This window comes from Acinetobacter sp. ATCC 27244 (assembly GCF_000156555.1).
GTDB classification, from domain to species: domain Bacteria; phylum Pseudomonadota; class Gammaproteobacteria; order Pseudomonadales; family Moraxellaceae; genus Acinetobacter; species Acinetobacter haemolyticus.
Map to the genome: position 1 here is coordinate 45,556 of NZ_GG665961.1, position 20,996 is coordinate 66,551.

General features: G+C 39.4%; 18 protein-coding genes and 1 pseudogene. 13 read left to right on the forward strand and 6 right to left on the reverse strand.

The genetic code is table 11. The annotated features are described in order from the left end of the window. The first annotated feature begins 420 nt into the window (after positions 1-420). Positions 421-1,245 (forward strand): hypothetical protein, encoded by an 825-nt coding sequence (locus HMPREF0023_RS11910; protein WP_004637901.1) that lies wholly within the window; start codon positions 421-423, stop codon positions 1,243-1,245. A 4-nt stretch (positions 1,246-1,249) separates the two neighbouring features. On the opposite strand, the gene HMPREF0023_RS11915 is transcribed toward HMPREF0023_RS11910, so the two are convergent. Continuing rightward, on the reverse strand, positions 1,250-1,600 hold the full coding sequence (locus HMPREF0023_RS11915) for a transposase (RefSeq protein ID WP_008942208.1): 351 nt from the start codon (positions 1,598-1,600) through the stop codon (positions 1,250-1,252). Between the two features lie 5 nt (positions 1,601-1,605). Further along, positions 1,606-1,752 (reverse strand): annotated as a pseudogene (locus tag HMPREF0023_RS17130) (hypothetical protein); the annotation flags it as partial. 287 nt (positions 1,753-2,039) lie between these two features. Here HMPREF0023_RS17130 and HMPREF0023_RS11920 point away from each other — a divergent pair. The 10 genes from HMPREF0023_RS11920 to HMPREF0023_RS11965 all read left to right on the forward strand — a co-directional run bounded on the left by HMPREF0023_RS11920 (position 2,040) and on the right by HMPREF0023_RS11965 (position 16,043). Then, complete coding sequence (locus HMPREF0023_RS11920) at positions 2,040-3,545, forward strand: YadA-like family protein (RefSeq protein WP_004637903.1); 1,506 nt, start codon at positions 2,040-2,042, stop codon at positions 3,543-3,545. A 56-nt stretch (positions 3,546-3,601) separates the two neighbouring features. Further along, entirely contained in the window at positions 3,602-5,206 is a 1,605-nt protein-coding gene (locus HMPREF0023_RS11925) for a YadA-like family protein (protein ID WP_008942209.1), read from the forward strand. Between the two features lie 288 nt (positions 5,207-5,494). Next, positions 5,495-6,367 carry a hypothetical protein gene (locus tag HMPREF0023_RS11930; RefSeq protein ID WP_017396682.1) on the forward strand — a complete coding sequence of 291 codons (873 nt, stop codon included), beginning with the start codon at positions 5,495-5,497 and terminating at the stop codon, positions 6,365-6,367. Between the two features lie 276 nt (positions 6,368-6,643). After that, positions 6,644-8,236: a peptide chain release factor 3 gene (locus HMPREF0023_RS11935; RefSeq protein WP_004637906.1), complete on the forward strand. Its 1,593-nt coding sequence runs from the start codon at positions 6,644-6,646 to the stop codon at positions 8,234-8,236. 73 nt (positions 8,237-8,309) lie between these two features. Beyond that, positions 8,310-9,128 (forward strand): hypothetical protein, encoded by an 819-nt coding sequence (locus tag HMPREF0023_RS11940; RefSeq protein ID WP_008942211.1) that lies wholly within the window; start codon positions 8,310-8,312, stop codon positions 9,126-9,128. A 106-nt stretch (positions 9,129-9,234) separates the two neighbouring features. Next, complete coding sequence (locus HMPREF0023_RS11945; RefSeq protein WP_008942212.1) at positions 9,235-10,131, forward strand: RsiV family protein; 897 nt, start codon at positions 9,235-9,237, stop codon at positions 10,129-10,131. A 61-nt stretch (positions 10,132-10,192) separates the two neighbouring features. Continuing rightward, positions 10,193-11,008, forward strand: a complete 816-nt coding sequence (locus HMPREF0023_RS11950) for a TatD family hydrolase (protein WP_008942213.1) — start codon at positions 10,193-10,195, stop codon at positions 11,006-11,008. A gap of 125 nt (positions 11,009-11,133) precedes the next feature. Continuing rightward, the gene (acnA, locus tag HMPREF0023_RS11955) at positions 11,134-13,890 is read left to right on the forward strand and encodes an aconitate hydratase AcnA (RefSeq protein ID WP_005092261.1); all 2,757 of its coding nucleotides are present in this window, start codon (positions 11,134-11,136) and stop codon (positions 13,888-13,890) included. 105 nt (positions 13,891-13,995) lie between these two features. Next, complete coding sequence (locus HMPREF0023_RS11960) at positions 13,996-15,189, forward strand: MFS transporter (protein ID WP_005092262.1); 1,194 nt, start codon at positions 13,996-13,998, stop codon at positions 15,187-15,189. A gap of 62 nt (positions 15,190-15,251) precedes the next feature. Continuing rightward, positions 15,252-16,043 carry a ThiF family adenylyltransferase gene (locus HMPREF0023_RS11965; RefSeq protein WP_005092264.1) on the forward strand — a complete coding sequence of 264 codons (792 nt, stop codon included), beginning with the start codon at positions 15,252-15,254 and terminating at the stop codon, positions 16,041-16,043. Between the two features lie 22 nt (positions 16,044-16,065). Here the strand turns inward: HMPREF0023_RS11965 and HMPREF0023_RS11970 are convergent, their stop codons facing one another. Both HMPREF0023_RS11970 and dusA read right to left on the reverse strand, forming a co-directional pair. Continuing rightward, positions 16,066-16,521 (reverse strand): CHAP domain-containing protein, encoded by a 456-nt coding sequence (locus HMPREF0023_RS11970; protein ID WP_004637913.1) that lies wholly within the window; start codon positions 16,519-16,521, stop codon positions 16,066-16,068. A gap of 257 nt (positions 16,522-16,778) precedes the next feature. Next, positions 16,779-17,798: a tRNA dihydrouridine(20/20a) synthase DusA gene (gene dusA / locus HMPREF0023_RS11975; protein ID WP_017396681.1), complete on the reverse strand. Its 1,020-nt coding sequence runs from the start codon at positions 17,796-17,798 to the stop codon at positions 16,779-16,781. A 135-nt stretch (positions 17,799-17,933) separates the two neighbouring features. Here dusA and HMPREF0023_RS11980 point away from each other — a divergent pair, with 135 nt between their 5' ends. Beyond that, complete coding sequence (locus HMPREF0023_RS11980) at positions 17,934-19,085, forward strand: site-specific integrase (RefSeq protein WP_008942215.1); 1,152 nt, start codon at positions 17,934-17,936, stop codon at positions 19,083-19,085. On the opposite strand, the gene HMPREF0023_RS11985 is transcribed toward HMPREF0023_RS11980, so the two are convergent. Further along, entirely contained in the window at positions 19,069-19,344 is a 276-nt protein-coding gene (locus HMPREF0023_RS11985) for a pyocin activator PrtN family protein (RefSeq protein WP_008942216.1), read from the reverse strand. The two genes, HMPREF0023_RS11980 and HMPREF0023_RS11985, sit on opposite strands and share 17 nt — an antisense overlap. 137 nt (positions 19,345-19,481) lie before the next feature. Here HMPREF0023_RS11985 and HMPREF0023_RS11990 point away from each other — a divergent pair, with 137 nt between their 5' ends. Beyond that, positions 19,482-20,378 carry a hypothetical protein gene (locus tag HMPREF0023_RS11990; protein ID WP_008942217.1) on the forward strand — a complete coding sequence of 299 codons (897 nt, stop codon included), beginning with the start codon at positions 19,482-19,484 and terminating at the stop codon, positions 20,376-20,378. 2 nt (positions 20,379-20,380) lie between these two features. Here HMPREF0023_RS11990 and HMPREF0023_RS11995 read toward each other — a convergent pair. Then, on the reverse strand, positions 20,381-20,996 hold a 616-nt coding region (locus HMPREF0023_RS11995; RefSeq protein ID WP_008942218.1), incomplete at its 5' end, for a hypothetical protein.

The window sequence follows — 20,996 nt, forward strand, 5'->3', positions numbered from 1 at the left end:
AGATGTAAAAATTTGATGTAAATCTCATATTAAAAAACTAAATATTCTGAGGGATTTAATTATTGAATGCATATTGAATACTGATATTTGGAAAAACTATCTTTGCAATGATTATGCTAATAAGAGTTTAAATGAAACTCCGATATAAGATGGATTTTGAAAATACTTGCAAAGCATGATTAGACATCGAATGGATATTTAGATTTACAAATAGTGGTTGTTTGAGTAAAGATAAAATTAGATTAATTTCATACAATATTGAATTTTAATATATTTTCATGTTTTTAATTTACTTTTGGGTCAACTTCATCGGCTTTTTTGAAAAAAAAGACTACAATCATAATCCTTATAAGGGTTGAATTCAGTTAGAATAACGATGATTCTATTTGCTATTGATACTGGACCGAATGTGGAGTTGGAATGAGTAAAGACACGTCAACTTTGGTCGTTTCTGAGGACACAATGTTGTCTCATGATACTGAAACGACTTTAGAGCATGTTGTCAGTATTATGCCTCAACTAATACATTGGCTCATCAAATCGGGTATTGGCTATAATGAGTTTTCAACTGCATTGAAAGCATTGTTTTATAACGAAGCAATAAAAGAATTAGATGCCATTAAACAGAAGAAAACAGATTCTGCGATTAGTTTGTTATCGGGACTAAACCGCCGTGATGTTAGAAGCTTTTGTCAATCCTATGGTGAGTATCAACTGGTAAATCAATTTGACTTACAGCTACCGATTAGTGTTCCTGCACGTGTAATTGGGATGTGGATTAATCAAAAACTACCGCAACAGATTCCTTTTCAGGGTGATCAGTATAGTTTTGAAAACTTAGTTAAACAGGTTTCTTCAGAAAAACATCCTAAATCTATTTTATTAGAATTAAAGCGATTAGGGATTGTGATTGAGGAAGAAGATAATATCGTTTTGCAAAACTCAAGCTTTACACCAGATCCTCAAGCAGATGAAAGTAAACAGTTATTTACGCAAAATATTTCTGATCATTTATCAGCTGGAATAAGCAACTTGACTAAAAATAGCAATTTTTTAGAGCAAGCGATATTTGCAGATGAGTTGAGTCAAGAATCTGTTGAAAAGCTTAATCAGTTAAGTGTTGACCTCTGGAATTTAATGTCTAAAGCAATCATTTCTGCAGCTATAGATTATTGCAAGCTTGATGAAAATGATCCAGAAGCAAAAAAACGATTTAGGCTTGGTGTATATCAATATGATGAATAAGTGATTATTTTCTCTGTTTCTTGACTTTCCCAATTTTTTCTAAGCCCCTCCATAATATTGAATACGATATTCGATAACCAAATTTTTCTTCAAATGGCTCAAGCAAGTCGCTAATTTGTGTAAAAGGTGTTGTTTCAACAAACGCCTTAAAGCTTTCTAAGTTTTTGATGGTAAATGCTCGTCCATTCCTAACAGCGGGGATGGGAATTAAATTTTGTGTTGTTTTCTCCAGTAAAATCCAATTGTCTAAAGTAGATCTTGCAATATTAAATTGTTTGCAAACATTCGATTTATGGTTTGTCTGGCGATATGCTGCCATGACTTTTTTTCGCAGATCCAACGAATACGCTCGCATAGAAGTTACTTATAATTCCTGTGGTAGTACAGATAAGTTGAACCAGTCAACATTCGATTTAAGCTTCGATGAAATGACGATCTGTCCTGCTTTTGCCAACTGGTTTGCTCCAAATTTTTAGCAAAATGTAGCATCAAATATAAATAATGTACATATTGAACATATTTTTTTAAATTTTATTTCATATCGTACAAATCTATTATGTTTGTTATTTAATTAATTTATTTTAAATCAAGATTTTATTTTTAATTTTAAATATTTTGTGTAATGGATCTCACTATTGCACCAGAGAAAACTATATGTTAGTTTTTTAAATATGTGCAAAATACACATTAAATATTGATTTTAATGACTCATGCCACAGACTGTATAACCTCGAGTTTAGATTAATAAAATCGATATTTATCAATAATTAATTAGTTTTACAAAGGACTACGTGATGAAAAAAACTTTTCAATTGTCGGTGATGGCAACCGCTTTATTGACTGTGAATGCTTATGCGGCTGTAACAAATATCGGTACAGATAATACAGCGACAGGACCAGACACGACTGTTGTTGGTACGAATAATGCTGCTGCGAATACTACGGTAGTTGGTACAGACAACACCGTAACTGGTGGGGAAGGCTTTGTGGGAGGGGCTGGTAATACTGTAGATGGCTTTGGTTCTGCGGTTATCGGGAATAATAATACGACCCATGATCAGTATGCCGTTGCTGTGGGGAGTAATAATGAGGTCACAGGTGCTGGCGGTACGGCTGTAGGTAATAATATTACGATTCATGATAGTCAATCTACAGCGGTGGGTGGAAATAGTGATGTGAAAGGTCAATATGCCAGTGCATTTGGTGACTCCGTTACGGTTGATGGTACAGGTGCAACAGCGATTGGTTCTACATCAGAAGCAACGGGCGAGTATGCAACAAGCCTTGGCTTTGGTGCAAAAGCAACAGCAGATAATGCCATTGCAACAGGCAGTAACGCAGTTGCAAGTGGGGAAAATTCGATTGCTATTGGTAGTGGTGCAGAAGCAAGTTCTGAGGGTGGGGTTGCAATTGGTGCTGGTGCCAAAGTAACAGGTGCGAACTCAGTTGCAATTGGGGCAAATACTGTTGCGGATGAAGATAACACTGTCGCTATGGGTGATCGTCGTGTGGTTTATGTTGCAGATGGTATTAACAATCATGATGCGGTAAATCTTGGACAGTTAAATGCGGCACTTGCTGATATTGATACAGCACCAAGCCAAGCTGATTTAGATGCAATTAACGATAAAATTGCTCAGGAAAAAGCGGAACGCATCGCAGGAGATGCTGACTTACAAGCCAAAATTGATAATGAAGCGCAAATCCGTGCAGATGCAGATGCCGCGGAAACAGCAGCACGAACAGCAGCTATTAATAATGAAGCTCAAATCCGTGCAGATGCGGATGCTGCTGAAACAGCTGCACGTATCGCAGGTGATGCTGCTGAAACAGCCGCACGTATTGCAGGTGATGAAGCTGAAAAGGCTGCACGTATTGCCGCAATTAATACCGAGAAAGCCGCACGTATTGCAGGCGATGAGGCAGAAGCAGCTGCACGAACTGTAGAGGTTAATCGTTTAGATGGTCGTATTGATGCAGAAACTGCAACACGCAAATCAGAAGTAAAGCGCCTAGATGGTCGTGTTGACCAATTGAATCGTCGTTTGGATCAAGTTGAAACGACTGCAAATCGAGGTATTGCTATTTCTTTAGCAGCTCAACAAGCGATTCCAAGCATTCAACCAGGACAAGTCGCAGTCTTTGGCGGCATGGGCTATTACGAAGGTGAAGCTGCAGGTGCATTTGGTGTGGTGACATCATTCAGTGATCGTTTCTCTGGAAGTGGTGCGGTCGGTGTTGCTGAGGGCGGCAAGTTTGGTGGTCGTGCGGGCGTCGCTTATGTCATCGGAGGGAACTAAGTCGTACTTGGTTATTAACACTGGGTTTGATTTAGTCATAATAAAAGGATGATGTAATGAAAAAAACTTTTCAATTATCAATAATAACAGTTGCCTTGCTTGCAAGTCATACTTATGCAGCACCAGTTTGGGAAGGTCCAGCTGGTACAGGTACAGGTTTTAGTAATGCGATGGGAGGAGAAACAAATTTTGCTAATGTTGATCCTTCTGCAACGGGTATTATTCTTGGTCAAGCAATTGATGTCAGTCAAACTAGTATTGGCATCGGTTATAACAGCAATGCAATGGGGAATGATAGCTTTTCTGCTGGTTCAGCAAATAATGCCAATGGTGATTCCTCTGTTGCTGTAGGACGTATCGCGAATGCCAACGGGGATAATAGTATTGCACTTGGTGCCACAGTTGCAGCAGGAGGTACAGATAGTATAGCTGTAGGGAATAGCCAAACAGTTAATGGTGATAATGCAACGGCAGTTGGTCGTGGTAGTCTTGTTAATGGCAGCCAAGCTAGCTCTTTGGGGCACGTGGCTTGGACGGGTGGCGATGGTGCAACTGCGATTGGTAGCGAAACATGGGCAAATGCAGAAAATGCAACGGTTTTAGGTTTTAATGCAGAAACAGGCGGTAAAAATGCATTAAACATCGGTCACGATGCACATGGCGGTGGATTAAATGCAATTCATATTGGGCACAAAACAACAGGTAGTGCAGAAAATACGATTGTAATCGGTTCAAATGATCCAACGAAGCCGGGGCAGCCATGGGCAGATGATAAGAATTCTGTGGCGATTGGCTATAATGCTGATACTCACAATGGTGGGGGTGGTAGTACTGAGAACACGGTGAGTTTTGGTGGTTTTTTCACTGGAGCCGTTCGTACGATCAGTCAGGTGGCTGATGGTATAAATGACCACGATGCAATCAATGTTTCACAATTGAATAATGCAATAGCGAGTTTAACTTCTGGAGCTGAGCTAATTGCACATGCAGATGATCATCTTGCCGTAGAAAAAAATCAGCGTATTGCGGCAGATACTGATTTGCAAGCTGCGCTTGATAACGAAGCTCAAATCCGTGCAGATGCAGATGCGGCTCAGACAGCAGCACGTATTGCCGCAGTTGATAATGAAGCTCAAATCCGCGCTGCTGCAGATGCAGCGGAAAAGGCAGCACGTATTGCAGGAGATGAGGCTTTAGCTGAAGCTCGTATTGCGGGTGATGCAGCAGAAGCTGCGGCGCGTACAGCAGCGATTAATACTGAGGCGCAAGCTCGTATCGCAGGCGATGCGGAACAAAGAGCAGAGCGCATTAAACAGGTAAATCGTTTGGATGGTCGTATTAATGCCGAAGCAGCAGAGCGTACTGCAGAAGTTGCCCGTCTAGACGGTCGTATTGATCATGCGAGTCGCCGTTTGGATGATATCGAGAAAACTGCCTACCGTGGTGTCGCTATTGCACTGGCAGCCCAACAAGCGGTTCCAAACATTCGTTCTGGTCAAGTAGCGTTGTTTGCTGGTGTAGGTCATTTCGAGGGTGAAACTGCTGGCTCTGTGGGGGTTGTAACTTCATTTATTTCCAATCGAGTATCTTTGAGTGGTGCTGTTGGTTTCGCTGGCGGCAATGAGGTTGGTGGGCGTGTTGGTCTGAGTTACTCATTTTAGATCAGTCATGATCTAAATGAAGATTAAAAATATGAGAATTTGAGTGGTGTAGATTGGCTATATATTTGCTCAAATTCTCTTTTATTGAAGCTCCTTTTGGGTTGCTCTTCTTCAGCATGGGAGCACCCTTTTTTTACTGGTGAAGCACGGTTATTGCCAAGAAAAATGGTATATCTTAATCACAGGATTAATTCGATTATCTGTTAAAATGTGAAGGGATAAACAAAAAAACAGTTGATAGGATGTCATCTGTAAAACATCTATAAAATGCTTATCGGGGCAATATGCATGAAATCTACGCAATATAAACTTTCTTTAGTTTTATTGGGGGCATTCTTTTTTACAGGTTGTAAAGATGAAAATGGCAATTTTAATGTTGGTGTCAGTTTAGGGGGGACAGGGACAGGAGGGTTGTCTGTAGGAACTGAAAGCCCAGTGCCTAAGCCTCAACCTGATGTTAAGCCAGATCGTATGGAAGAAGATGGTCTGTTGTATGCGGTTGCCTATCCAAATCCGATTACTCAAAACTGTAATGGAATAGAACGTAAAATACAGTTTGTTCGCCATTATTTCCCTCATACTCCAATGATAATGGGAGATCGGGTAGATCTATATGGTATGAAGGATTCAAGCCCGACAAGATTTAAGCTTCAAGTAATAGTCAAAAATACAACTTCATCTCCAATTTATGAATATATCAATAGCTGTAAAGCCGCTTTCCAGCTTACAGGTACTAAAACTGCAAAAATAACGCAAACAGATTATTGTTTAAATGATGAAACCGTAAATGTGTATCAGCCAGATGAATCGCGAACATATTTCTACACATTTAATTTGCCGAATATTTTACAAAATTGGACGGCAAACTATCAGGCACAATATTCAAAAAAATTCTACGCAGAGACGCAAGGTAGTATGTATGATAATGAAAGTATAAAGGAAAGGACTCAATGTGACCCTTTAAGCACCATTTTATTATTAGATGAATATCCTTCTACAAAAGATGGCGCGCCTCCTTCATCAAATACTGGTAATGGTAATAACTCTGGTTCTAACAATAATCCACCTACGAATACCGACAATCCACCCCCAATTTTTGGTGGTTTTGATTTAGATGAGGACGATGCTGAGCCACCTATCTTCGCTGGCTTTGGTTTGTGAGATAACATTAAGACGGTTTAGTATTGAACGGTCATCACCGAGATGGCTTTTCAACCGTTGTTTACTGATGCGTTGATATATGTGTATTGATGATTAAATTCAATCATCAATACTAAATCTAAAAAATTGAGACGCAATATCTAAGGTAAAGAAAGCCTAGATCAATAAACATTGAAATCTGCTACAATTGCGCCAATTTCGAATTCTCACTTTTTCAGTTAGTTCATATTAGAAAATGATATGTACTGAACTGCGTATATATTGAAGATTTTTCTCATGAGTTTTAAAGACGAATTGGCAGCACAGGTTGCCCAACGACGTACATTTGCGATCATTTCCCACCCCGATGCGGGTAAGACAACGATGACAGAAAAACTGTTGTTATGGGGGAAAGCAATTCAGGTTGCGGGTATGGTAAAAAGCCGTAAATCTGATCGTGCTGCGACCTCGGACTGGATGGAAATGGAAAAAGAACGTGGAATTTCTATTACCACGTCGGTCATGCAATTCCCTTATAAAAAGCACACCATCAACTTATTGGATACACCGGGACATGAAGACTTCTCGGAAGATACCTATCGTACCTTGACTGCGGTTGACTCTGCATTGATGGTGATCGATGGTGCAAAAGGTGTCGAAGAAAGAACCATTAAATTGATGGAAGTGTGTCGTATGCGTGACACACCGATTATCTCATTTGTGAACAAGATGGACCGTGAAATTCGCGAGCCATTGGAATTACTTGATGAAATCGAGAATGTTCTCAATATTCGTTGTGTACCGATCACATGGCCTTTAGGTATGGGGCGTGATTTTGCAGGTGTGTACAACCTGATTGACAACAAATTTTATGTATATAAAGCTGGTTTCGGTTCAACCATTACGGATATTGAAGTTCGTGATGGTTATGATCATGCGGATATTCGTGAGAAAGTTGGAGAGTTGGCTTGGGCATCTTTTGAAGAGTCACTTGAGTTAGTTCAAATGGCAAACGAGCCACTTGATCGTGAGTTATTCTTACAAGGTAAACAAACACCAGTTCTATTTGGTACAGCACTAGGTAACTTTGCGGTTGATCATGTATTGGATGCCTTTATCAATTGGGCACCAGAACCTAAAGCACATCCGACTCAAGAGCGCACAGTCGATGCAAACGAAGAAGGATTCTCAGGCTTTGTCTTTAAGATTCAAGCAAACATGGATCCGAAACACCGTGACCGTATCGCCTTTATGCGTATTTGCTCTGGTAAATATGAGAAAGGCTTGAAAATGAATCATGTGCGTCTTGGTAAAGATGTACGTATTAGTGATGCATTAACTTTCCTCGCAGGTGAGCGTGAGCATCTAGAAGAAGCTTGGCCGGGCGATATTATTGGTTTACATAACCACGGTACCATCCAGATTGGCGATACTTTTACCAGTGGTGAAAAATTACATTTCACAGGTATTCCACACTTTGCACCAGAAATGTTCCGCCGTGTCCGTCTAAAAGATCCTTTGAAATCTAAGCAATTGCAAAAAGGTTTAAAAGAGTTATCTGAAGAAGGTGCAACTCAGGTGTTTATGCCGCAAATCAATAATGATCTGATAGTGGGCGCTGTCGGTGTGTTACAGTTTGATGTGGTCGCCTATCGCTTAAAAGAAGAATATAAAGTGGACTGTATTTATGAGCCTGTGAATGTTCATACGGTGCGTTGGATTCATTGTGACGATGAAAAGATCCTTAATGAATTTAAGAAAAAAGCACATGATCAATTGTCAGTTGATGGTGGTGGTCATTTAACTTATCTTGCGCCGAGTCGTGTTAATTTACAGTTAATGCAAGAGCGTTGGCCTGATATCGAGTTCCGTAATACACGAGAACATTAAAAATATAAAAACAGCTTCTATGATTAGAAGCTGTTTTTAATTGAAGATGCTAAAAATAAAGGGATGAGTAATCATGAATATTTTAAAACCACTTGCTACGATCAGTTTAATGATGGGAATAATGGCTTTAACCGCATGTGATCGTCCTGATAAAAGCGAGGCAGATTCCACAATACAGCAGACATCTAAAATAGAAAAAGCCGAGGTATTGCCTTATTTAAATATCCAAGAAGCAAAAGCGAAGTATGCTTTACCTTTTTGTGAGAAGAAAAACTGTATCGATATTGCGATTCAAACGGTCAATACTCAAGATCATTGGCTTAATTCATGGATTGAGCAGCAACAGTCAAATGTGATTCAGCATCAAATCGAATTAAAGCAAAATATGAGCTTGCAACAAGCGATCAATGCATATGTGAAAAAGTCTGATGAGTGGCAGGATAAATATTCACAAAATAAAGCCTATGAGTTACAGATGAGCACTCGTATTGCCTCACAACGCAACCAATATGTATTGTTGCAGATTGGGGTAGATAGTAAACAAGAAGATGTTTCGATCAAGGATCGTTACTATTTTTTTGTTGCTGATCGGAAGCTGCTAAAATCTTTAACGGTATTGGATGTGATTCAAAAGAATCAACAAACGGCGATGCATAATCTAATTCAGGCACATTATCAAACATGGCGTGAACAACAGTCTGCCGAGGTCAATAAACAGCTTCCGAAAACTTTATATTGGGGACAAGCAGATTGGTTTTTTGATGGTGAAGGGATTGGTATTCATTATCGTGCCAATGAGATTAGTAAAGATGCACCACAACTGGATATTTACTTTACGACTGAACAAACGAAACAAATGCTACAACCTGAAATCTACCAAAAAATGTTTTAAATTTTGGGCGGCTACGTATAGAAATTGCATGTATGCCTAGTAGTTTCAAATGAAGTTCGATAGCATTTAAAAAATCTTGTGTCATAACAATGCTTATAGGTTCCAGATGAAAACATTTTATAAATATAGCGTTCTTGCCTGTGCAATTTTACTTGCTGCTTGCCAACCAAAATCAGAACCGAAAGAATCACAGGAACAAACCAAAGATCCTGTTGTAGAGCAGCAAACAGAAACAACTCTACGTGGTGAAACAGTGAAAGTTGAGCTAACTTTGCCAGAATGTAAGGGGAATGCTTGTCCTGAATTTGTGGTAGAGCGCTTGCAGAGTAATTTTCCATTTATTGATCAATTCTTAGATCAGCAAATTTTAGATCAATTAAGCAAAATGCTGGATGTTGTTGACACTGATACAGCGGTTTCTACTGTGCAAGCAGCCGAACAAGAACAAAAAATAGGACCTCAAGTTCAGCAGTATGCCAATGCTTTTATTAAAGTAGACGAAGAGTTAAAAGCCTTGAGCGTTAGTCATCAGATTAGTTTGATGGTAAAGCCTAAAATCTTACAAACAGAAGGTAGCTTGGCAACGATTGTTTTAAATAGTAGTAGTTATATGGGGGGAGCGCATGGCTCCACTGCACAACAATATTTTAATTTTGATTTAGTCCAGCAAAAGCAGGTTCAGTTAAAAGATTTATTGTTACCTAAACAGCAAGCTGTGTTGAAAAAGCTGACCCATGATGCATTTAAAACATGGATTGTGGATACTAAACTTGCCAATAATCCTGAGGAATATGAGCAAGCATGGCCATTTCAAATGACGGAGAATTTCTTGTTTGGAGAACAAGGATTAATTTTACAATATGGTGAATACGAAATAGGTCCTTATGCAGTCGGTTTGCCGCGTCTGGTTATTCCTTATGATCAACTGCAAGGTGTAATAAAACCTGAGTACTTACCGAAAGTGGATGCGCCAGCAGCTTCGACACCTGTGACATCTTCCTAACTTCCTATGAAACTTGAAGGTCGGTAGATTGCAAAATAATAGAAGGGATAGGTAACTCAATATGCAGCTATTTGATACCCATACCCATTTCGATGTTGCCGATTTTGATCAAGATCGGCAACAGTTGGCGGTGCAGGCAAAACAGGTCGGCGTGGAAGCGCTGATTTTAATTGGTTTTATTGAGTCCCGCTTTGGTACATTGATTCAAACCCATCAACAATTACAAGGTTGGGACAATGTTCCCAAATCTTATCTTGCACCCGGTTTACATCCTTTTTATATTCAGCAACATCATGAGGCTCATCTACAACAGCTTGAGCGGATATTACAGCAACATGATTGTGTTGCTGTGGGAGAGATTGGTCTCGATACTTTTTTAAAACAGCACAAGCAGCCTGAATTATTTGCCAAACAACAATATTATTTTAACGCCCAGCTTGAACTGGCCAACCAATATAATAAGCCTGTGTTATTGCATATTCGCAAAGCACACGCAGAAAGTATTGCGATATTAAAAGCACAGAAATTTAAATTGGGTGGGATTGCACATGCCTTTAGTGGTGGGATTGAAGAAGCGAAGGCATTGGTAAAACTCGGATTTAAAATTGGGATCACAGGACAAATCACCAATCCAAACGCCAAGAAATTACATCAAGTGGTACAAGCAATTGGCATTGAACATCTGGTGATTGAAACGGATTGTCCTGATATGACACCATTATGCTGTCAAACATCGACCGAACACCGCACACGTAATACCCCTGTTAATTTACCTTATGTTCTAGAGTATTTGGCTGCAATGCTTGAACAATCACAAGAAGTACTTGCCCAACAAATATGGCAAAACTCTTTGAGCACTTTGAATATAAAATTTTAGAATAATAAGAACATAATCTCAGCTTGAATAAGATACTAAAAGGGAACACATTGTTTCCCAAACAAGGGTACATTAAATAAAGCACTTCATAATAAACAAAGCGCCAATACTGGGAGGGTAACCTTATGGCCAGATATAGCAAAATTAATAGTTTCAATGCATTACAAACACTAACAGTCGGTTCTAAATCCTATCAAATCTATAGCTTAGCTCGAGCAGCTGAGCAACTCGGTAATATTGATAAGTTACCCAAGTCTTTAAAAGTTTTATTGGAAAATTTATTGCGCTTTGAAGATCAAAAAAGTGTAAAAGTTGAGGATATTCAAGCCTTAGTTGATTGGCAAAAAGACAAACGCTCTGATCAAGAAATTCAATATCGCCCGGCACGTGTCCTGATGCAAGATTTTACAGGAGTACCGGCTGTCGTTGATTTGGCGGCAATGCGCGCTGCGATGGCAAAGGCAGGTGGAGATCCAAACAGAATCAATCCATTGTCACCTGTTGATTTGGTGATTGACCACTCGGTGATGGTCGATCACTTTGCCAATCAAAATGCATTTGATGTGAACGTGAGAATTGAGATGGAGCGCAATGGCGAGCGTTATCAATTTTTGCGTTGGGGGCAATCTGCTTTTGATAATTTTAGTGTTGTGCCACCCGGTACAGGCATTTGTCACCAAGTCAATTTGGAGTATCTTGCTCAAGCCGTCTGGTTAGGTGAGGATGAAGGGCAAACATTTGCATTTCCAGATACCTTAGTGGGTACTGACTCGCATACCACGATGATCAATGGCTTAGGTGTTTTGGGTTGGGGGGTAGGTGGGATTGAAGCGGAAGCTGCAATGCTAGGACAGCCTGTATCGATGCTGATCCCTGAAGTCGTTGGTTTCAAATTAACGGGCAGACTAAATGAAGGGATTACTGCGACAGATCTGGTCTTAACGATTACACAGATGCTTCGCCAAAAGGGTGTGGTCGGTAAGTTCGTTGAGTTCTATGGTGATGGTTTAGCTGATTTGCCGTTGGCTGATCGCGCGACGATTGCCAATATGGCACCTGAGTATGGTGCAACCTGTGGTTTTTTTCCTATCGATGAAGTCACATTGTCCTATTTGGCATTGACGGGCCGTCAACAACAACGAATTGATTTGGTGGAGGCCTATAGTAAAGCCCAAGGTTTATGGCGAAATACAGGAGATGAACCCGTATTTACCGATACATTAAGTTTGGATATGAGTACGGTTCAAGCCAGTTTAGCTGGTCCAAAACGTCCACAAGATCGTGTGCTACTAGCGGATGTAGCAAAGACTTTCAATACATTGATGGAACTAACACTAAAGCCTGTCGATGAAATGAAAGAACAATTGGAAAATGAAGGCGGAGGTGGCACAGCGGTTGCGGCTAAGCAGGCTAATTTGCCTCACGAAAGCCCTGCATGTACGATTGATGGACAAATCTATCCTTTGAATCATGGTGATGTGGTGATTTCAGCCATTACGTCATGTACCAATACTTCAAATCCGAGTGTGATGTTAGCCGCAGGTTTATTGGCTAAGAAAGCAATTGAAAAAGGTCTACAGCGAAAACCTTGGGTGAAAAGTTCACTTGCACCAGGCTCAAAAGTCGTAACAGATTATCTTGCTGCAGCAGGTTTGACTCCCTATTTAGATCAATTGGGTTATAACCTTGTCGGCTATGGTTGTACCACTTGTATCGGAAATTCTGGACCTTTACCTGATCCAGTTGAAGAAGCAATTCAATGTCATGACTTAAATGTCGCTTCTGTACTGTCAGGCAATCGTAATTTTGAAGGGCGTGTTCATCCACTGGTGAAAACCAATTGGTTGGCATCACCGCCTTTGGTTGTTGCTTATGGTTTAGCGGGAAATATTCGTACGGATTTAACCTCTCAACCGATTGGACAAGGGAAAGATGGACAGGATATTTATCTGAAAGACATTTGGCCGACGCAGGCTGAGATTGATCAGATGCTGCAAAAAGTAAATACAGAAATGTTCCATAAGGAATATGCGGCTGTTTTTGATGGTGATGAAACATGGCAGGCGATTCAAATCCCACAAAGTCAGACTTATACGTGGCAAGATGATTCAACCTACATTCGTCATCCGCCATTCTTTGATGAAATTGATCAACCACCAAGATCAATTGAGAATATCGAACAGGCACGTATTTTAGCGGTGTTAGGTGATTCTGTGACGACTGACCATATTTCTCCAGCGGGAAATATTAAGAAGGATAGTCCAGCGGGACGTTATTTGCAGGAGCAAGGTGTAGATCCAAAAGATTTCAACTCATATGGTTCGCGTCGTGGTAATCATGAAGTGATGATGCGAGGCACATTTGCCAATATTCGAATTAAGAATGAAATGTTAGGTGGCGAAGAAGGTGGCAATACCATTCATATTCCGAGTGGTGACAAACTTTCGATTTACGATGCATCGATGCGTTATCAGCAGCAAAAAACGCCTTTAGTAATTGTCGCTGGAAAAGAATATGGCACAGGTTCTTCGCGTGACTGGGCTGCTAAAGGAACAAATTTACTCGGTGTCAAAGCCGTGATTGCCGAAAGCTTTGAGCGAATTCATCGTTCGAATCTAGTCGGGATGGGGGTTTTACCTTTGCAATTTATCGATGAGCAATCGCGTCAGTCTTTAAATTTAACAGGCCGAGAAGTTCTCTCTATCCACGGTTTATCGGATGATATTCAACCGCATCAAACGTTGGATGTGAGTGTGCTTCGTGAAGATGGTCAGCAAGATCAATTTAAGGTCTTGTGCCGTATCGATACTTTAAATGAAGTGGAATATTTCAAAGCTGGTGGTATTTTGCATTATGTGTTGCGGAATCTAATCGCGGCATAAAGCCAAAAGAGTTGTTTTTTAAAAGATGAAAGCTTGTCTTTCATCTTTTTTATTTGAATTTTAGCTTTTCAGCGTTAATGTGATAACGGTTAATCTCTAGGAATCATGGTTTTGAATCAGCTGCCGCGATATGTTTATTATTTATTGGTTGCTCAAGCATTTAATTTAATTGCAGCGGTATTGTCGGTCACGGTTTCAGCGATTGTTGGATTAAAGCTCGCACCTACTCAGACTTTGGCGACAGTACCTTATGGTTTGCAATTCTTGGCCATGTTACTGACGACGTTTATCTTTTCATTTTTAATGAAAAAGTTGGGGCGACATTTAGTATTTCAGTTTGGATGCATTTGTCTTTTTTTAGCAGGTGTGTTTGGCTATCTCGCCTTACAAAGTGAACAGTTTTATTTATTGTGTCTTAGTCATTTTTCGCTAGGCTTATTCATTTCTACGGCTAACTTTTATCGTTTTGCTGCCTCGGATCGTCTCGATTCTGATTTAATCCCCAAAGCCACAGCGATGGTTATTTCTGGTGGCGTCGTCGCTGCGATTATTGCACCTGTTTTGGCGATCCAATTTCAACAGGTGCAAGGTCTACCTGATTTTACTGCGATTTACTTAATTTTCAGTGTGTTGGCATTGTTGTTGTCACCAATTCTTTATATTTGGAACCAAAAATTTAAATTACTGCAAGCACAGCAAGTTGTGACCCAGTCGCTACAACGAGCTAAATTGCCCATTAATATGATTGTCGTGGCTGTGATCAGTGGGGCATTTGCATACTATGTTATGAATGTCATGATGATAATGTCTTCCTTGCATTTAAAGGAACACCATTCATTTCATTATGCTTCGATTTCTATTCAGCTACATGTTTTGGCCATGTTTGTTCCTTCATTCTTTGTATCTAAGCTGATTCAGCGTTGGGGAACACATCGCACAATTTATATTGGTTTTATTTTGTTGATGCTGTCTTCTTTGATTCCAATATTTGGACAAGAAGGAATTTATATCAATATTGCACTGATTATTCTGGGTGTAGGCTGGAACTTTGCGTATTCAGGTGCCTCTACGCTCTTGGCTGGTTTAAATGATCAGCAAAAGCATCGTGTACAAGGCATGAATGAAACCACGATTGCCTTATTTGCGACACTCGGTGCTTTCCTCCCTGCACCAATTCTGACTAAGTTGGGTTGGATGAATGCCAATTTGTTGGCCTTATCGATCAGTGTTGTTATTTTTATAATTTTGATGATATTAAGTGGACGTCATCGATCTGCAATCAAAGTCTCATCTACCTAACCCAAAAGATATTAAACGAGTTAAAATAGTGCTTTGATTAAAAGATATAGACCACCACTGTTATGACTGATTTGCCTGTAAATGATGAATATGACCGCCGTTTTGCTGGTGTGGCAAAAATTTATGGAGAAAGTTCATTTAGCCATTATGAAAACAGTCATGTGATGGTGATCGGTGTTGGTGGTGTTGGGAGTTGGGCAGTAGAAGCGTTGGCGCGTACAGGGATCGGTGAGTTAACGATTGTCGATATGGATGTGGTTGCCGCATCGAATATTAATCGTCAGCTTCCAGCGATGACATCCACTTTGGGACAAGAAAAAATCGAAGTGATGGCAGAGCGGTGTCGTCAGATCAATCCACGCATGACAGTGAATATAATTGATGACTATTTAACACCTGAAAATGTCAAAGAGATTTTAAATCCTACTCCCGATATCATTTTAGACTGTATCGATGATGTCAAAGCCAAACTCGCATTGATGCTGCATTGTCGTTTTAACAAGATCCCGTTAATTGTGTCGGGCGGGGCGGGTGGTAAGCTCGATCCTCTCAAAATACGAGTTGCAGATCTATCAAAGACAGAACAAGACCCGATGTTGGCGAAGTTACGCGCTCAATTGCGCTCTAAAGGTATCTGCAAGAAGCCTAAAGAAAAGTTTGGGATTACGTGCGTGTATTCAATCGACAACCCATTTTCAAATACAGAAGCTTGTTCGACATCGGAAGATACTGCATTTAATCCAAGTGCTGGCTTGCGCTGTGGTGGCTATGGATCAGCCGTGGTGGTGACATCAAGCTTTGCGATGGTTGCAGTGGCAGAAGTTCTGAAAAAGTTAGATACAAAGAAGGGCTGATGATCACAGCCCTGAGGTTTGATTAGATATAATTTGAACTTAAGCGGTAGTAGCTATACGTCACGTTTTTATCTTTGTAAATATCATGACTACGTTGTTTAAAATCAGAGATCCATTGCGTACCAGAGAAGCCTGCAATATGACCATAGCGGTGTTTGGCAGTACGGTGAATGATGTAAATATCACCCTTTTGTGGATTGTCAAAAGCAGGGCTAATCTTTTTATATCCGATATCTTGTAAGGTTCTTCCCCAATCAGATGCGGCAACAGGATGATTCACAATATTGGCGCCAGCTGCTTGTAGTGCGATGCGAACAAACCGCGCACATTGTGATGAGCTACGATAAGATGCTCTACGTGTTAACTTTTGAGCAAATGTCATTACATCTATAGCAGGCTGTTTTGGGGTGGTCACAATCAATTGATGGGGTGGGGTGTGAACCATGCTGTGATCAACTGAGGGCGCATCATAAATCATCGTCAAACTCTATCGCATTTTCTATATAACCAAATTTAGTGCCAGACTCTTGGCGGAAGACATGGTAAGCGAAAAATCGTCTGAAAAGTCATTTGTAATGTAATAATGTATCATTTTGCAGGTGCTGTGGATAACTTATAAAAACAGCGGCATGAATAATTCTTTTTTTATCATGCCTTTGAGGTTTGTTTAGTTTAAATAAAATGATTTGTAAAATAATATTTCATTTTGATTAAATAACGGGGTAAAGTGTGATTTTAATCACACTTTTGCGCTCGAATATAATCTTCGGTGCGTTGCATGGCTGCTTGGATATTTTGGATTGCATTTTCAATATCATTGATGGTTTTTGCATTGCCACCGCTTAGGGCTTGACGCCATTTGCGTGCACCCGGCAAGTTTTGAAACAAACCTAGAATATGTCGTGTGATAATTGATAATGGTGCGCCTTCTGCAACACGTTGATGAATATATGGCATCATTTGTTGCATAATCTCAAAACGATCAGGCGCTTCTAGATTCCAAAGTTGTCCCATTTCAGCGAGCAAATAAGGATTGTGATACGCTTCACGTCCAATCATGACACCATCAACATGCTGTAAATGTTGTTGTGTCTCATCAAAGGTTTTGATACCACCATTAATTTCAATCGTAAGATGTGGGCGCTCTTGTTTTAAACGATAAACATCATCATAGCGTAGCGGTGGCACTTCTCGATTTTCTTTTGGTGATAGACCTTGCAAAATCGCGATACGTGCATGCACGATAAAGTGTGTACAACCTGTTGCAGCGACTGTATCGACAAAATGTAGCATTTCTTCATAGGATTGCATGTCATCAATACCAATACGGTGCTTGACGGTTACAGGAATCGATACAGCTTTTTGCATGCTATGAATACATTCAGCAACCAGATTCGGCTCCGCCATTAAACATGCACCGATCTTATTATTTTGTACTCGATCACTTGGGCAACCAACATTTAAATTGACTTCATCATAGCCCCAGTCTTCAGCCATTTTGGTACAGGTTGCTAACTCTTGCGGATTGGAACCACCGAGCTGTAATACGATTGGGTGTTCTTCTTTATTGAAGTCTAAATGACGATTTGCACCACCGTAAATAATTGCGCCTGTGGTCACCATTTCAGTATATAAGACAACATTCGGATTAAACAAACGCGCAAAGAAACGATAGTCCTTCGTTGTCCAATCCATCATTGGAGCAACACTGATGCGAGGTTCTTTAGTGTTATCAATGGTTTTTTCAGTAATCATATTAAAAAACATACCTTTACAGTGTTGCTGATTTTGATTTATTTCGATTTTTTACGCCTTATTTTGCATTATTATTTTTGATATTTACGCCAAATTACGCCATTATAGCCTTGAGAAAACAATAAGGCGTAAATCATGGGGACAATTTCACAGCGTAAATTAGCCGATGGAACCATACGCTTTCGAGCTGAAATTAGAATAAGCCGTAAAGGGTTTGCAAATTTCAAGGAAAGTAAGACGTTTAGTACTATGCGACTAGCTCAAAAGTGGCTTGCAATGCGTGAAGAGGAAATCGAAGAAAATCCAGATATTTTGTTAGGTAAATCGGATGTGACGAATATCACTTTAGCCAATGCCATAGACAAATATCTTGATGAAGTTGGCAATGAATATGGTCGTACAAAAACCTATTGTCTTCGCCTCATTCAGAAATTTCCAATAGCGCAATATATTATCACAAAAATTAAGCCAGCCGATATTTCAGAACATGTAGCTTTACGTAAGGCTGGTTATGCCAAATTAGATTTAAAGCCAATAGCGACTAGTACGTTACAACATGAGTTATTGCATATTCGCGGTGTGTTATCTCATGCTCATACGATGTGGGATGTAAATATTGATTTAGCTGGATTTGATAAAGCAACAGCACAATTACGAAAGACTCGACAAATATCTTCGAGTGGTAAGCGTGATCGTTTACCAACAACTGCTGAGTTAAAAAAACTAACAGAATACTTTTATCGGAAATGGCAAAAGCCTGTTTACAGTTATCCGATGCATTTGATTATTTGGTTCGCTATCTTTTCATGTCGACGTGAGTCAGAAATTACAAGAATGTTAGTATCTGATCGCATGCATGATGCTGATGATAATGAGGTTTGGAAAGTGCGAGATTTAAAAAATCCGAATGGGTCGAAAGGGAATCATAACGAGTTTCTTGTCACAGAAGCCTGCAATAAGATCATTCAACTTTTACAGAAAAAAGATGTCAGAAAGCGAATGCTCAACCGCGGGTATGATAAAGATTTATTTATTCCGCTTAGCCCTAAAACTATAGGTAGTGAATTTAGAAATGCTTGTAAATTATTAGGCATTGAGGATTTACGATTTCATGATTTAAGGCATGAGGGGTGTACTCGTCTTGCAGAAAAGGGATTAACCATTCCTCAAATACAAGAAATTAGTTTGCATGATTCTTGGGGGAGTTTGGAAAGATATGTTTCTGTAAGAAAAAGAAAAAAAACAATGGAATTGGAGGAAGTATTACCCCTCATTGGTGAAGGGTAACATGGTCTTGAGATGCATATTTATATTGTTGGTCTAGAACATTGGCTAAATCTTTTATATGAACAAAGTATGGAGCTTTTTGGCTTTTATCTAGTCGGAAGCAAGAAAATGGGAAATCCTGATTTCTTGCTTTTTCTAACATTTTTAATTTACTGAGATGAGGGTAATAATCCTTGACTACGTCATCTAGTTTTACTGTCGTACTGCGATAGCGCATAAATAAGTAGTCGGATGTGGAAAGTTGAAGAGCACTATTCATGAATTGATTCCTGTCATTTCGGTTGATGTGCTCACTGTAAATTTACTGAGTATCAGAAAGTAGAGCAGTACTCATGTATAAAAAAATATTAGCATTATACTGTTGTAATATTTTGTAATATAAGGGATTAAATAATTATGGATTCGAAAATAATTTCAGATCTAGCGTTGCTCGAACAGAACATTCTTGAAAATTTCTGTTACTACTATCAGTGTAATTTAGAGGAAGAATTGGGAAATCCATTATATGCAGCAATGACAGACAAAATCATGCTCCGTATGAAAGATAATGATTTTCGACTCAGTGAGCAAGCATTAAGTCTGATAGAGGGTAGTGATGATATTAAATTGATTCCTTTCAAGCCTGACCAAGTTTTTGAACTTCTAGTACAGATCAATAGCTTAAGAGAAGATATGGAGCAGTTGAAAAAGACGCTCCAAAAAAAACGTTACTCAAATATTTTAATGACGTATGTTGATGTATTGGGAGGGAGGATATATTTAATTTACAATACGGCTCTTGAAAGGCAAGCTAAAGCAACAAAAGCAGCAATGGAAAAACATACAAAAAGCTTGTACCCAAGACGAGAAATAATATGCAGAGTTTTACGTGAGCAGGTAGTTCAACGCGGTCGTAAATGGGATAATCCAACTCAGGCGGTTACATCAATTATTCCTATATTGATCAAAGAATTTGAAAAAGATGATGTCATTTGGATCAAGTCTGAAATTACTCGCATGCAGGATGAGCTTCAAAAACTTGAACAAGATGATGTCCCTATGTTTGAATCACGGTCAGGTAATTTAATAAAACGTAAAAAAGCATCATCTACTGTAAAAGCTAAAAAAATAACTAAACTTCAAGAGCAACTTAAAAAGCTAGACAGAATCCTTCACTCTAAAAATCCTTCAGTTATGCTGAAGGATCTGGAATACAACTTGCCATATAACAATACTGCCTATTTGGATGAAACGATCATCCATTGGTTGAGGGGGCAACCTGAAATGTTGGAGGAAATATTGAATTCAATTTAAGCTTATTTGTTGGTGAATGGTTTTATTGGGTTTGTAAGGTACTTTGGCACAGCTCTCTGTTTGTTATCAGTTTTTTCCTCTATGCCATCATGAATAATTTCCCCTTGTTTAGTAAATCCTGAAGGTCGTGGATAAATAAGTGGGTAATCGTTTTCGGAAATAGGCGAAAGAGTTGTATGAAGGGGATTTGTGGTTTCTGATTTGAGTTCTAGTGTCGCTTTTATGCGGAGAAGGTTGTTATTAAAATCAGATTGTAAATTTGATTTTATTATCCTACGAGAGTTCTCCTTTTCTTCGTCACTTTGAGAAGCATAAATTTGGTCAAGGTCATCTTCATTCGGAAATTGGTTTTCTAGGACTTCCAATTTTTGCTGGGTTGAAACCCATTGGCTGAATAAGTAATCCTGAATTTTCTCATTGAGTGCATGTGCTGTCTCAAGCTCTAATTTGTGCTTACTATTTAGATACGCTTCAAAATCTCGCAGTTTTTGAATTTGTTCCTGTAATTTATTAATTTGAATTTGTTGCTTTAATTTGTCTTCATCAAAACTATTAATGACATGTTCAAGTGTCCCTGAAGCACTGCTATGTTCAAGCTTTTTTTTGATTTGTTCAAGC

Coding starts and splice junctions, on each gene's coding strand:
- HMPREF0023_RS11910 (WP_004637901.1), top strand. CDS start 421: ATGAGTAAAGACACGTCAACTTTGGTCGTTTCTGAGGACACAATGTTG.
- HMPREF0023_RS11915 (WP_008942208.1), bottom strand. CDS start 1,600: ATGCGAGCGTATTCGTTGGATCTGCGAAAAAAAGTCATGGCAGCATAT.
- HMPREF0023_RS11920 (WP_004637903.1), top strand. CDS start 2,040: ATGAAAAAAACTTTTCAATTGTCGGTGATGGCAACCGCTTTATTGACT.
- HMPREF0023_RS11925 (WP_008942209.1), top strand. CDS start 3,602: ATGAAAAAAACTTTTCAATTATCAATAATAACAGTTGCCTTGCTTGCA.
- HMPREF0023_RS11930 (WP_017396682.1), top strand. CDS start 5,495: ATGAAATCTACGCAATATAAACTTTCTTTAGTTTTATTGGGGGCATTC.
- HMPREF0023_RS11935 (WP_004637906.1), top strand. CDS start 6,644: ATGAGTTTTAAAGACGAATTGGCAGCACAGGTTGCCCAACGACGTACA.
- HMPREF0023_RS11940 (WP_008942211.1), top strand. CDS start 8,310: ATGAATATTTTAAAACCACTTGCTACGATCAGTTTAATGATGGGAATA.
- HMPREF0023_RS11945 (WP_008942212.1), top strand. CDS start 9,235: ATGAAAACATTTTATAAATATAGCGTTCTTGCCTGTGCAATTTTACTT.
- HMPREF0023_RS11950 (WP_008942213.1), top strand. CDS start 10,193: ATGCAGCTATTTGATACCCATACCCATTTCGATGTTGCCGATTTTGAT.
- acnA (WP_005092261.1), top strand. CDS start 11,134: ATGGCCAGATATAGCAAAATTAATAGTTTCAATGCATTACAAACACTA.
- HMPREF0023_RS11960 (WP_005092262.1), top strand. CDS start 13,996: ATGGTTTTGAATCAGCTGCCGCGATATGTTTATTATTTATTGGTTGCT.
- HMPREF0023_RS11965 (WP_005092264.1), top strand. CDS start 15,252: ATGACTGATTTGCCTGTAAATGATGAATATGACCGCCGTTTTGCTGGT.
- HMPREF0023_RS11970 (WP_004637913.1), bottom strand. CDS start 16,521: ATGATTTATGATGCGCCCTCAGTTGATCACAGCATGGTTCACACCCCA.
- dusA (WP_017396681.1), bottom strand. CDS start 17,798: ATGATTACTGAAAAAACCATTGATAACACTAAAGAACCTCGCATCAGT.
- HMPREF0023_RS11980 (WP_008942215.1), top strand. CDS start 17,934: ATGGGGACAATTTCACAGCGTAAATTAGCCGATGGAACCATACGCTTT.
- HMPREF0023_RS11985 (WP_008942216.1), bottom strand. CDS start 19,344: ATGAATAGTGCTCTTCAACTTTCCACATCCGACTACTTATTTATGCGC.
- HMPREF0023_RS11990 (WP_008942217.1), top strand. CDS start 19,482: ATGGATTCGAAAATAATTTCAGATCTAGCGTTGCTCGAACAGAACATT.